Genomic DNA, 12,705 nt, shown 5'->3' with positions numbered 1-12,705 from the left:
TGTCGTTGAAAGCGGCTCACTCGGAGGGAAAAGCGGCTCACTCGCGAGAGATTGCGGCTTACTCGCGGAGGATTGCGACTCACTCGGAGAAGAAAGCGGCTCACTCGCCGCCGACTCGCCCCCAAACCCGAAAAATAGACTGTCACCGGAAGCTCGAGAAGAGCCTCCGGTGCAGTCTTTTTCATTTCCCGCCGATGATCCGGTCATAGGCGAGCCGGACACGGTCCTTATAGGGAGTGTCGATCAGCGGTTTGGTCCGGTCGTATGCCCGGCGGATAATCTCCGCCGCCTCTTCGTGCCTTCCGAGCGCCCAAAGCGACTCGGTCAGGTAGGCGTCGCCCTCGAGGAACAGCGACAGGTCGATCGGGTGGTGGATGAGGTCATAGCGGACGTCCATTTGGCCGAACCGCTCCACCGCTTCCTCATGCCGGCCGAGGCTCGACAGCGCCTTTCCGGACTCCAGCGCGAAGAACGGCGAATGGATGGCGTTCCGGAAGACGGAACCGTCCTCCGCATACAGCCCTTCTTCCTGAAGGAGCGACAACGCGGCTTCGGGACGGCCTTCATAGGAGTTCAGCTCATGGACGGCCAGGAACTTGATGAAGCCTGTCGTCTCCTCGTCATCCGCAAAATCGGCATACTGCCGGAGCTTTTTCATATAATGCGCATAGTCCGCCGGCTTGCCCGACATGAGTGCATCGATGGCGGCCAGCCGGTACCAGTCGCTCATCCGGTAATAAAGGCCTTTCTCCCTGGAGAATTTGAGTGCACGGTCCATGACGCGGGCTGCTTCCTCCTGGCCGCCGACCGCATAGTAAAGGACCGCTTCCAAATAATCAAAGTCCAGGCGGGTCATCGGCTCGATGAACGTTCCGCGGGATTCGATCGCTTTGCGCTCTTCCAGCAGGACGGCGAGCGCTTCGGCGTATTCATGCTGCGTGAACAGCGTCTGGGCGCGGAATATGCCGATGGCGGCCCGGCGTGCGGTGATGTTCAGGCGGTCGTAGATCTCGGCAGCCTTGGCGGTCGGTTCTTCCCATCCGTTTTTTCCGAGCGCATGAAGGGCCCGTCCGTACAGTTCGAGCAGCCGGGCGGATTCGTAGCCGGTGCCGAGGCGTTCTGCATACGGTGCGATGAGCTCCATAAGCTTCCGGCGGGACTCGTCGAGCTTGTCGCTGAATATGCTGACGCCGGTCAGCTCTTCCGCCTGTTCCAGGATATTGCGCAATTCATTGGCGCTCACTTCCTCCAGCAATTCCGAAGAAGGGACCCCGAGCCGTTCCGCTATATAGGAAAGACTCTCCATCGACGGCTTGGCCTTATTGTTTTCGATGAGGGACAGCATCCCTTTTGACATCCTGTCCCCGGCCAGGGCATCCAGCGTGAGCTTTCGTTCTTTTCTGAGCAACCGGATCCGTTCTCCGAGTGTCGGCAATGAAATCCCTCCTCTTTGTTTAATTATATTGAACTTTCGCTTGCTTGTGAAGAGGGAGCGTGTTATTCTATGTTTAATCAAATTAAACAAGGGGCGTATGATCATGACTCACGCGCAGAAACTCCGCCGGGCCACATGGCATCTCTGGACGTTCACGGCCAGCAAGCTCATCTTCGCATTCGGCTCTCAGGTGTATACGTTTGCCATCAGCTTTTATATTCTGCAGGTGACCGGTTCGGCGGCCAATTTTGCGATAAATCTGATCTGCAGCATCCTGCCGAGGACGCTCGTCGCACCGTTCGCCGGGTACGCGGCGGACCGCTGGCCGAGGAAACCGATCGTGATCGGGGCACAGGCGGCCACGGTGACGGCTCTTGGCGGACTGCTGGCCATCAGCCTGTCCGCCGGCCTGTCGCTTCCGGCGATCTACGCGACGACGGCGGTTTTGGCGGTTGCTTCCACTTTCTCCGGCATCACCTTCTCGTCTGCGGTGACGGGCCTGGTCGATGAAGACCGCATCCAGCGGGCGATGTCCCTGAATCAGATGTCGGTCTCCGCAGCCGCAATCGGGGCGCCGGCGGTCGGCGGGATTCTATACGGAACTGTTTCAATGAATCTGTTCCTCATCGTGTACATGGCCGCTTCCGCCGTGGCGCTGCTTCTTGAATCGACGATGAACTTCCGGCTGTTTAACCGGAAGGCGGATACCGGGGAGCCGGCGGAGGAAATGAAGCCGGAACCGCTGATCCAAAGCATGAAATCGGGGTTCCGCTACCTGAAGGGCCGGCAGATCATCGTGACGATCATCTGGATCTCGCTCGTGGTCAACTTCCTGATGGGTGCATTTCAGGTCGGCTTTTCGTTCGTCCTCATCGAAAAGCTGAAAATGGCTTCCGAACATTTCGGTCTCACAGAAGGGGCATTTGCCGCCGGCATGCTGATCATGTCGCTTTACCTGAGCGTCCGGAAACAAGTGAAGCATCCGCTGTTCGTGTCCAAGTGGGGGATCGTGCTGCTCGGAATCATTACGGCCGCGGTCTCTGTCCCGCTTCTGACGACCCTCCCGTACACGTTCATGTTCATCTTCTATGCGTCCTTGATGTTCGTCTCGGGGATCACGATCATCCTCATCAACACGCCGCTTCAGGTCATGCTGCAGAAGGACGTGGATGATGATTTCAAAGGCCGCGTGTTCGCCATCCTGGAAACGGGGGCGATGGCCCTGATGCCGCTCGGCACGGTCCTGTACGGGTTTTTGTATGACTTCCTGCCCGCGGAGGCGGTTCTCGGTGCTTCGGGCCTGGCGCTGATCATCACGGTCCTTTACATGGCGCGTCCGTCCGTGATCAGGAAGGCCCACCCGGAACTCCGTGCGCGGATATGCGTTCCGATGCCGCGCATGGCCGATCCGGAGACACTCAGGCCACGTCGCTGGCTGTGAGGCGAAAGTCACGGATCCATTGATCGATCAAAGCGGACCGGTCGGGGCCTGGCAGGGCTTTCCGATCGGTTTCTTTTATTCCCCCGAATCCGGTATACTTTAAAGAAATGGAAAGTATGTACAGAACGGACAGGGGGCGCATCATGGGGAATGCAAACGGCAGCCTGCCGGAACGGGTACTGATGGATGGGATCGGTGAAATGGTGTTTGTCATGGCCGTCGGGAGTACCGGGGCTTTCATATATGAGTTCGTCAACCGGGCCGCGAGAAACATACTCGGTCTGGGGGAAGACATCATCGGACGCGAGATTTGTGAAGTGGTCGGGGAAGAGCGCGGGAAAGATCTGGAAGACCGCTACAGGGAAGTCGCGCTGTCCGGCGTGCCGGCGGTCTACGAGGACAGTTATCCCGGGCCCTCTGGGCAAGAATGCTTTTCAGAAGTCCGGCTCACTCCGCTGATCGGAGGGGAAGCCTGTACCCATATTGTCGCAACGGTCCGCGATGTGACCGAAAAAGTATTGGCCATGCGTTCGGAATCCGCGATGAGCAGCCGGCTGGAAGAGAGCGGCTCCAGATACCGCGCCTTATATGAAAACAACAGCGACGGAGTTTTAGACATTTCGGATGAAGGTCTCGTGCTTGCCGCCAATCCGGCTGCAGTCCGGCTGATCGGCAAGCGGGAAGAGGAACTCGTCGGCATGCATTACTCGCGGCTGGTTGCCGCCGGAGACGAGGACCGGGCAAGGGAGGCATTCCGACGTGCGGGAGTGGAATCCGGGGACATCCGGCTCGATGTTCGGACCGGGGAAGGCCCGGTCGGATGTCTGCTGAAGTTCACGCCGGTCATGACCTCAGGCAGAAGAATCGGCTGTTATGCCCATCTGAAGGACATGCGGGAACTGGACCGGCTCGTCGGGCAATTTGTGGAGAGCGAACGGAGATTCCGGATCATCGCGGAAAACGTCCGGGATGTGATCACCCTGATGGATGCGGATTGGCACTTCCTGTATGTCTCTCCTTCAAGTCTGATGATGTTCGGATTCTCTCCTGAGCAGTTGATGCAGACAAAAGCGGACACCCATATCCATCCGGCAGACTTTCCGGAACTGAACCACGTCTATGAATCGGCAATCCGGGAACGGGAGGCATTCATGGCGCGCGTCCGGCTGCTGCATGCGCAGGACGGGTGGCTCTGGTCGGAAATCACCGGGTCCGCCGTGTACGAATCGGACGGAAGTTTTCTCCAGATGGTCCTTGTCATCCGGGATGTCACCCGGCAGAAAGAGGAAGAGGACCGGCTTCAGCAATTCGCCTATCACGACGCGCTCACCGGGCTTCCGAACAGGCGGTTGTTCCTTGAAAGGCTCGGAAAGCGCCTGGACGAATACAGACTGACGGGGAGCTCGTTCGCCGTCGTTTTGATGGATATTGATGATTTCAAGCGGGTCAATGATAATCTTGGACACGCGGCGGGTGATGAAGTGATCCGGGCATTCGGCGAACGGATTGCCGTCGCGCTCGAGGACGGCCTTGTCGCCAGACTCGGCGGCGATGAATTCGTTGTCCTCACCGATAAGTGCCGGGATGCGGAGGAAGCGGCCGCTTTCGGGCGGACGATCCTGGCCTCGCTCGCCGATCCGCTCCATGTCCCCGGCTGGGAGATCCGGATTACGACGAGTCTCGGTATCGCGCTTGCCGCACCGGACAGGCAAACACCGGGACAGCTTTTGAAATTGGCCGACCAGGCCATGTACGAAGCGAAGAAATCCGGCCGCAACCGGTTCCGGATCCTGTGAATGAAAAAAGCCTCTCTGGACGCGCTGGCGCGTTCCCGGAGGGGCTTTTCTGACTGTATGGGACTCAGCGGCCGGCCGGAGCCGTGCTGCGGAGCGACTTGCCCGAGTTCCGGAAAAGGAGGAGCAGGAGAAGCGACAGGACGGCGAGTGCCGCCGAGATGCCGTAGACGCCGTCCGGCATGCGGGTGAACAGCCAGGTGAACAGGAGCGGTCCGGCGATCCGCCCGACGTTGTCCATCGAGTAGCTCATGCCGGCGGCGGTGCCATAGCGGCCGCCGGATTCCTTCGTCGTGAGCGACACGAGGATCGTCCGGGCGAGGGCGTTCCCGGCCGTGAACACACAGAGCGAGAGGCCCGCCCAGAACAGGCTTCCGGTGAAGAGCATGAGGATCAGTCCGGCAGCGGTGATGATCTGTGCGACTGCGATGACTTTCGTCTCCTGGCCGTTCTTGATCCGGCGGACGACGCCGCCCTGGATCGCCGCGTCGACAAACCCGCTGAACATGAACAGATAGCCGATCTGTTTCGGCGTGATGTCGATCTGGTGCATGTTGAATAGCTGGAACGTCGCCTCGATCCCGGCGAGCAGGAACGTCACCATGAACGACAGCAGGAACAGATAGCGGACACGGTAGGCCCAGAGCTGGCCGGCGCCTTCCGGGATGATGGCCCGCTTCTTTGCTTCCCCGTGCCGTTCAGGCTCTTTCAGGACGAGGGCCGCATAGACGAGCAGAAGCAGGACGAGCGAGCCCGAAGCGGTGAACGGAAGCGACAGGCTATAGTGGCCGAGGATCCCGCCGATCGCCGGCCCGAATATGAAGCCGAGGCCGATCGACATTCCGAGGAATCCCATATACTTGTTGCGGTTCTCCTCCGTGGTCAGATCGGCGACGAATCCGGTGACCGCCGTGTAGAGGGCGCCGGAGAACAGCCCGCCAACGATCCTTGATATGTACATGAGCGGGAGGGAATCGGTGAATGCGGCAAAAAGGAAGAAGCTCAAACTGAATCCGGCAAGCCCGATCATGATCAGTTTCTTCCGTCCGGTCCGGTCGGAATAGGCACCCCAGAGCGGCGCGGTGAAGAAGGAGGCGAGCGCGTACACTGTCAGCAGCCCGCCGACATGCATTTCGTCAAACCCCTGGGCGACGACCACTTCCGGCAACACCGGAATGATGATCCCGAATCCGAGGTAGACGAGGAATTGAACCGAGAGGAGCAGAAGGATGGCTTTTTTCAATGCGAAGACCTGCTTTCCAAAAACTTTTCGATGGTTTCATTCTACCTGCTGGGGGGAGGGGAGACAAACGGTTGGCGGAGAACCCGGCGGAACGATCCGTCTGTTGGTGTTCCGGCGGGGACCTCTCTGCGAGAGCAGGTTCCTTCATACGGGTCCCGACGCCCGGAAATGGCCCGGAACAGAAAAAAGCCGCGGTTTCCCGCGGCTCCGTGAATTTCCGGTTCAGCCTTTTACGTCGTACCCCTGTTCCTCGATGGCGTCCTTGATCTGCTGGTCGCTCACGAGATCCTCGTTGTACTTCACTTCGACCGTTCCTTGATCAAGATTCACTTTCACCGTATCGGCCCCGTTCAGTTCTTTGACGGCGCCTTCGACCGCGTTCACGCAGTGGTTGCAGGACATGCCTTCGACTTGCAGGACGAGATTTGTGGACATTTCGGATTCCTCCTTATTTTCGCATCAGTTTCTGGATGGTGACGGAGAGCTCGTCAAGGACCGCTTCATCGCCTTCCGCCAGCCGGTCTTTGACGCAACTCTTCAGATGGCCGTCGAGCAGAACCTTGGCTACGCCGTTCAGCGCAGACTGGGTGGCGGCGAGCTGGGTGATGATATCATCGCAGTACACATCCCGCTCCACCATGCCCCGGATCCCCCGGATCTGGCCTTCGATCCGGTTTAGGCGGTGGACGAGACCGGTCTTCACTTCGGCCGGATGATGGCTCTTCCTGCAGACTTCCGCTTGGCCGTCGGCTTGAATCGGTTCCGTCGTCACGGCGCCACCTCCTTTGTACATCAAGTATACCTCAGCGGGGTATGTGCTCAAACTTTTCGGCTTGGGTGAATAAAATCTTTACAAACGGCTAATAGTTGTAACAAAATTGAAAGATTTGATCCCGGCTTCCGGTGGTATGATAAAGATGTGTATATATAAGGTCCGGCATCATTCATGACATGCAACGTTGCCCCCGGAAGCTGCGTCGGAATCTACAGGAAGGAAGAGGTGGAACGGATGGCCAAGGAAAAGGACGTCAAAACGATCGCGGAGCGGATTACCGCGCTCGGCATTCCCGTCACGATCACCAAGTCGCGCTTTGAGCTCCTGAAGGCGCTCGCCCCGCCCGCAAATGTTCCCCACCCCCGCACAACCTGATCAAAAAGCTCCCGCCCTCTTCTGAGGATGGGAGCTTTTTGCTTTTGTGGAGGACGCAGCATGACCGGTGCCTGTCGGAGCTACATGCCGCCCTTCGCTTTTCTAGTCGTCTTGGTCTGTGCTGAACATGTAGGTGCGGTGGTGGAATTTCATGCTGAAGACGAGGCCGAGGGCGAGCATGTTGCCCATGATCGAACTGCCTCCGTAACTGATGAGCGGGAGCGGAATCCCGGTGATCGGCAGGACCTGGATCGTCATGCCGATGTTCTGGAAGACGTGGAAGGTGATCATGGCGATGATCCCCGCGCATACGTACGTGCTGAACGGGTCTTTCAGCTGGAGCGTGGTTTTCGTCAGATGGTAAATCAGAATGAAATACAGCGAGATGACGACGCTTGCCCCGATGAAGCCCCAGTCTTCCGCGATGACGGAAAAGATAAAGTCGGTGTGGGATTCCGGCACGTACACTTCGCGGCCCATGAAGCCCTTCCCGCTGATCTGGCCGGAGCCGATCGCATTCAATGAAGTGATGAGGTGCCGCCCCTCGTCGGTCGGATAGGCGTATGGGTCAAGCCATGAATACACCCGGGCAAACTGATACTGGTGGAACCCGAGGGTCTTCACGAGGAATTCCTGCATGTAGAGCGCCATCCAGATCACCACACCGCCGATGACGGCAGTCCCTGCAAAGAGGGGGGCAAGGATTTTCCACGATATCCCTGAAACGAGAACGAGCGCTGCCGTGATCGCGAGGAAGACGAGGGAAGTCCCGAGGTCCGGCTGCTTGAAGATAAAGAACAGCGGGAGAGCCATGACGGCGCCCAGCTTCAGCAGGAGCATGAGGTCCGTCTTCAACGTCCGCAGCTGATATTTCTCATTGTGAAGCGTCATGAGCCGGGCCGCCCCGATGATGTAGAAAGTCTTCATGAATTCGGCCGGCTGGATGTCGCCGATCGGCAGGTGGAACCAGCTCTTCGCATTGTTCCGCGGAGCGACGAGTGCCATGCTGCCCGGCAGGACATACAGAAGGAACAGGGAGAAAACGCCGGCCCCGTAAATGATCCAGGCCGCTTTCTTGTACTGGTCGGGATCAAAGTACATCATGACCGCGATGATCACCGCGCCGACGGCATACCACTGGATCTGGGAGGGGACGAAGTTCTTATGATTATATTGGCCGGTCGTCTGGGCCGAAGCGATCGCGACTGCGCTGACGATCAGGAACAGCAGGAGGATGAACGCAAGCGTCCAGTCAAACCGGTCCGACGGCCGATTGTTCAGTTTCATGGATATCACCTGAGGTTTCTTGGAATAGATTAAGACAATACGCTCCATTATACCGCAAGGGAAGCCGGATTGCCCGGTTTCCCTCATAATCTATCAGACGCTTTTTGCCGGAAAATGTTGCAGATCGGTGAACCTGCCCGGGAATCGTTCGATTCAAGCGGGTAATCGTTCGATTCGGACGCGTAATCGTTCGATTCAAACAGACAATCGTTCGATTCGGGCGGGTAATCGTTCGATTCGACAATCGAGTGTGATCGGAGTCCGGCCGGGTGAAGCCTCATCAATAAGAATGTGTCCAATCCGGTTCATCCCGGACACTTGCCGGATGCGTTTCCCATCACAAAAAATCTATCCGGCCTGTCACATGCCCGGCCCGCTCATGCTACACTGTTAGTATCCAAGATACGGAGGTTTCCATATGAAAAATCGGATCTTTCTTTTGTACGGGGGCAAGTCTGCGGAGCATGAAGTTTCGCTGTCCACGGCACGCGCCGTCACGCATGCCCTCGACTTTTCCAAATATGATGTGACGCCGGTGTTCATCACGCCGGAAGGGGAATGGCGTCCGNACGAGGGAAGTCCCGAGGTCCGGCTGCTTGAAGATAAAGAACAGCGGGAGAGCCATGACGGCGCCCAGCTTCAGCAGGAGCATGAGGTCCGTCTTCAACGTCCGCAGCTGATATTTCTCATTGTGAAGCGTCATGAGCCGGGCCGCCCCGATGATGTAGAAAGTCTTCATGAATTCGGCCGGCTGGATGTCGCCGATCGGCAGGTGGAACCAGCTCTTCGCATTGTTCCGCGGAGCGACGAGTGCCATGCTGCCCGGCAGGACATACAGAAGGAACAGGGAGAAAACGCCGGCCCCGTAAATGATCCAGGCCGCTTTCTTGTACTGGTCGGGATCAAAGTACATCATGACCGCGATGATCACCGCGCCGACGGCATACCACTGGATCTGGGAGGGGACGAAGTTCTTATGATTATATTGGCCGGTCGTCTGGGCCGAAGCGATCGCGACTGCGCTGACGATCAGGAACAGCAGGAGGATGAACGCAAGCGTCCAGTCAAACCGGTCCGACGGCCGATTGTTCAGTTTCATGGATATCACCTGAGGTTTCTTGGAATAGATTAAGACAATACGCTCCATTATACCGCAAGGGAAGCCGGATTGCCCGGTTTCCCTCATAATCTATCAGACGCTTTTTGCCGGAAAATGTTGCAGATCGGTGAACCTGCCCGGGAATCGTTCGATTCAAGCGGGTAATCGTTCGATTCGGACGCGTAATCGTTCGATTCAAACAGACAATCGTTCGATTCGGGCGGGTAATCGTTCGATTCGACAATCGAGTGTGATCGGAGTCCGGCCGGGTGAAGCCTCATCAATAAGAATGTGTCCAATCCGGTTCATCCCGGACACTTGCCGGATGCGTTTCCCATCACAAAAAATCTATCCGGCCTGTCACATGCCCGGCCCGCTCATGCTACACTGTTAGTATCCAAGATACGGAGGTTTCCATATGAAAAATCGGATCTTTCTTTTGTACGGGGGCAAGTCTGCGGAGCATGAAGTTTCGCTGTCCACGGCACGCGCCGTCACGCATGCCCTCGACTTTTCCAAATATGATGTGACGCCGGTGTTCATCACGCCGGAAGGGGAATGGCGTCCGGGTCCGCTGCTTGCCGGCCCGGCTGAAAACGTTGCGGAACTGCTCATCGGCGAGACGGGGACATCCGCTCCGGCGAGGCTCACGGACGGCATCGGGGCGCTCGCGGCGGGCACGCCCGGCCTCAAGCCGGTCGTCATCCCGCTGCTCCACGGACCGAACGGCGAAGACGGGACGGTCCAGGGGCTGCTGGAAGTGCTCGATCTCCCTTATGTCGGCAATGGCGTCCTTGCATCAGCCGCCGGCATGGACAAAGTGGTCATGAAGCAGCTCTTTGCCTCCGCTGGCCTCGGGCAGGTGCCGTTCGTTCACTTCATCCGAAGCGAATGGGCGAGCGACCGTGATGTCATCCTCGCCAAAGCGGAAGCCCGTCTGTCCTGGCCGGTGTTCGTCAAGCCCGCCAATCTCGGATCGAGCGTCGGCATCTCGAAGGCGACGGACCGCGAATCACTCGTCCGGGCCGTCGAGGAAGCGCTCCGGTTTGATCGGAAAGTGATCATCGAACAGGGCGTCGACGCCCGCGAAATCGAGTTGGGTCTTCTCGGCAATGACGATCCGAAGTGCTCCGTCGCCGGCGAAATCAGCTCGGCGTCGGATTTCTACGACTATGAATCCAAATACAAGGACGGCAACACGGTGCTCACAATCCCGGCGGAAGTCCCCGAATCCGCGGTGGAAGAGATGGAGCGCATCGCGAAGGCCGCATTCAAGGTGCTTGACTGCTCCGGACTCGTCCGGGCCGATTTCTTCCTGACGAATGAAGGCGAAGTGCTCATCAACGAAGTGAACACGATGCCGGGCTTCACGCCGACGAGCATGTTCCCGCTCCTCTGGCAGCATTCCGGCATGACCTATCCGGAACTCATCGAAGAACTGATCCGCCTGGCGCTTGAACGTCACGCTGAAAAACAGGCGCTGAATACAGACAGAAATTGAGGGAAGACTTTCATGAAACGGACACTTCAACAAATCGCCCGCTGGCTCGGCAGCGAATCCCGGCCGGGCTGGGAAGAAATCACCGTCACGGGCGCTTCGATCGACACGCGCACATTGAATGAAGGAGACCTGTTCATCCCGTTCAAGGGCGAACAGGCGGACGGTCACCGGTTTGCCGGCCAGGCCTTTGAAAAAGGAGCCGCAGCCACGCTCTGGCAGGAGGGCGTACCCGGCGCGCCGGAAGACCGTCCGGTTTTATTTGTAAAGGATCCGGAACAGGCGCTCCAGAGGATGGCCCGCAGCTACCGCGAAGAACTGGACGCCGTGTTCATCGGCATCACAGGCTCAAACGGCAAGACCTCGACGAAAGATCTGGTCGCAGGCGTCCTGTCCCCGTATTTCAACGTCCGCAAAACGGAAGGGAACTTCAACAACGAACTCGGCCTGCCGCTGACGATCCTGTCGCTTGAGGAAGACACCGAGTACGCCGTGCTTGAAATGGGGATGAGCGGCTTCGGGGAAATCTCTTTCCTGTCGGAGCTCGCCCGTCCGCAGTTCGCCGTCATCACGAACATCGGGGAAGCCCATCTGCAGGACCTCGGCTCCCGTGAAGGCATTGCAAAGGCGAAATCCGAAATTACGGACGGCCTGCAGGCGGGCGGCAAACTGTTCTTTGATGGAGACGAACCGCTTCTCAAGCCGCATGCCGCCACCCTCCCCGCAGGCGTCGCTGTTCCGTTCGGCAAGTCGCCGGAATGCGCCCTTCGGCTTGATTCGGTCGAGGCATCCGAATCGGGCAGCCGGTTCCGGACGTCCGGACTTGTGGAAGGGGAGTTCGGCATTCCCGTCCTCGGCGCCCACCAGGCGAAAAATGCGCTGACCGCCATCTTGATCGGGCTGGAGGCGGGGCTGAAGGTCGGCCAGATCCGGGCTTCGCTGCAATCCGTATCGCTCACCGGCATGCGCATGCAGACGGTGGAGGGCCCGTCCGGCTCGCTGTTCATCAACGACGCGTACAACGCCGCCCCGGCATCGGTCCGCGCCGCGCTCGACTTTATGCGCGGCTCTCATCTGCGCGATGAGAAATGGGTGGTGCTCGGGGACATGCTTGAACTCGGCTCGCTTGAACGGCAGTCCCATGAAGGGCTCGCCGATGAGCTCGATCCTGCCGACTTCGATGGCGTCTGCCTGTTCGGACCGCGGATGGAAGGACTCTACCGGAAGCTCGAAGGACGTTTCGCAGAAGGCCGCCTCATCTGGAGCGGGGACGATTTGGCCCCGATCACGTCGATGCTCGCCGGGCGGCTTCCGCATGCCCCGCTCATCCTCCTGAAAGGCTCCAGGGGCATGGCGCTCGAGCGTGTGCTCCGGCAGCTGAACGATCATTGATCAAAGCCGGCGGACCCTAGTCCGCGCGGCATAATTGCAAGCAAGGCGTTCCTGTGCTATACTCATTGGAGTTGGATACATTTGACGGGAACTCTTCGCGTTTGATGAAGAGTACTTTTTTTTGAAAAACCCCGCCGGCCGGCCGTCTCAACGGAGATGCGGGCAGGCGGGGTCCCATTGAAACGGTTCGGTTGAAGGGCGCGCTCCTCTCCGGTCGGACCGCCCGGCAGATACCGGACGTTTTCGTGTCGGCCCCGCCCCGGAGCGGCGGGCCGCAACAGACAAAACTCCGATCACGGCTCAGGAATGCCGGACTTCATTTGAAAATGGATCCAATCATCACATGAAGGATAAGGAGATTGACCTA

General features: G+C 58.4%; 10 protein-coding genes and 2 pseudogenes. 6 read left to right on the top strand and 6 right to left on the bottom strand.

Features of this window, described 5'->3' with window-relative positions:
• Nucleotides 1–181: 181 nt before the first annotated feature.
• Nucleotides 182–1,435, bottom strand: a complete 1,254-nt coding sequence (locus BN1189_RS02845; protein ID WP_040225237.1) for a helix-turn-helix domain-containing protein — start codon at nucleotides 1,433–1,435, stop codon at nucleotides 182–184.
• Nucleotides 1,436–1,538: 103 nt separating this feature from the next.
• Here BN1189_RS02845 and BN1189_RS02840 point away from each other — a divergent pair, with 103 nt between their 5' ends.
• Both BN1189_RS02840 and BN1189_RS02835 read left to right on the top strand, forming a co-directional pair.
• Complete coding sequence (locus BN1189_RS02840; RefSeq protein ID WP_040225454.1) at nucleotides 1,539–2,876, top strand: MFS transporter; 1,338 nt, start codon at nucleotides 1,539–1,541, stop codon at nucleotides 2,874–2,876.
• Between the two features lie 143 nt (nucleotides 2,877–3,019).
• Complete coding sequence (locus BN1189_RS02835; RefSeq protein WP_052455594.1) at nucleotides 3,020–4,672, top strand: sensor domain-containing protein; 1,653 nt, start codon at nucleotides 3,020–3,022, stop codon at nucleotides 4,670–4,672.
• Nucleotides 4,673–4,736: 64 nt separating this feature from the next.
• On the opposite strand, the gene BN1189_RS02830 is transcribed toward BN1189_RS02835, so the two are convergent.
• The 3 genes from BN1189_RS02830 to BN1189_RS02820 all read right to left on the bottom strand — a co-directional run bounded on the left by BN1189_RS02830 (nucleotide 4,737) and on the right by BN1189_RS02820 (nucleotide 6,705).
• Nucleotides 4,737–5,912, bottom strand: coding sequence for an MFS transporter (locus BN1189_RS02830; RefSeq protein WP_040225234.1), 1,176 nt, complete (start codon nucleotides 5,910–5,912; stop codon nucleotides 4,737–4,739).
• Between the two features lie 222 nt (nucleotides 5,913–6,134).
• A complete protein-coding gene (gene copZ, locus BN1189_RS02825) occupies nucleotides 6,135–6,347 on the bottom strand; it encodes a copper chaperone CopZ (protein ID WP_040225232.1) in 213 nt (70 codons plus the stop codon).
• Nucleotides 6,348–6,360: 13 nt separating this feature from the next.
• Nucleotides 6,361–6,705 (bottom strand): metal-sensitive transcriptional regulator, encoded by a 345-nt coding sequence (locus tag BN1189_RS02820; protein ID WP_082194107.1) that lies wholly within the window; start codon nucleotides 6,703–6,705, stop codon nucleotides 6,361–6,363.
• A 216-nt stretch (nucleotides 6,706–6,921) separates the two neighbouring features.
• Here BN1189_RS02820 and BN1189_RS15950 point away from each other — a divergent pair, with 216 nt between their 5' ends.
• Entirely contained in the window at nucleotides 6,922–7,062 is a 141-nt protein-coding gene (locus BN1189_RS15950; protein ID WP_179860894.1) for an Lmo0850 family protein, read from the top strand.
• Nucleotides 7,063–7,164: 102 nt separating this feature from the next.
• Here BN1189_RS15950 and BN1189_RS02815 read toward each other — a convergent pair whose 3' ends face one another.
• A complete protein-coding gene (locus BN1189_RS02815) occupies nucleotides 7,165–8,349 on the bottom strand; it encodes an FtsW/RodA/SpoVE family cell cycle protein (protein ID WP_040225230.1) in 1,185 nt (394 codons plus the stop codon).
• 418 nt (nucleotides 8,350–8,767) lie between these two features.
• Between BN1189_RS02815 and ddl the strand changes: the two are divergent.
• Nucleotides 8,768–8,938, top strand: a pseudogene (gene ddl, locus BN1189_RS15775) (D-alanine--D-alanine ligase); the annotation flags it as partial.
• 39 nt (nucleotides 8,939–8,977) lie between these two features.
• Here the strand turns inward: ddl and BN1189_RS15770 are convergent.
• Nucleotides 8,978–9,448: pseudogene (locus BN1189_RS15770) on the bottom strand (FtsW/RodA/SpoVE family cell cycle protein); the annotation flags it as partial.
• Nucleotides 9,449–9,866: 418 nt separating this feature from the next.
• Between BN1189_RS15770 and BN1189_RS02805 the strand changes: the two are divergent.
• Both BN1189_RS02805 and BN1189_RS02800 read left to right on the top strand, forming a co-directional pair.
• On the top strand, nucleotides 9,867–10,949 hold the full coding sequence (locus BN1189_RS02805) for a D-alanine--D-alanine ligase (RefSeq protein WP_040225229.1): 1,083 nt from the start codon (nucleotides 9,867–9,869) through the stop codon (nucleotides 10,947–10,949).
• 12 nt (nucleotides 10,950–10,961) lie between these two features.
• Nucleotides 10,962–12,338 (top strand): UDP-N-acetylmuramoyl-tripeptide--D-alanyl-D-alanine ligase, encoded by a 1,377-nt coding sequence (locus BN1189_RS02800; protein WP_040225228.1) that lies wholly within the window; start codon nucleotides 10,962–10,964, stop codon nucleotides 12,336–12,338.
• The last annotated feature ends 367 nt before the right edge of the window (nucleotides 12,339–12,705 follow it).

It is taken from the genome of Bhargavaea cecembensis, from assembly GCF_000826125.2.
Classification (GTDB): domain Bacteria; phylum Bacillota; class Bacilli; order Bacillales_A; family Planococcaceae; genus Bhargavaea; species Bhargavaea cecembensis_B.
This window is presented reverse-complemented; position numbering and strand designations above follow the sequence as displayed.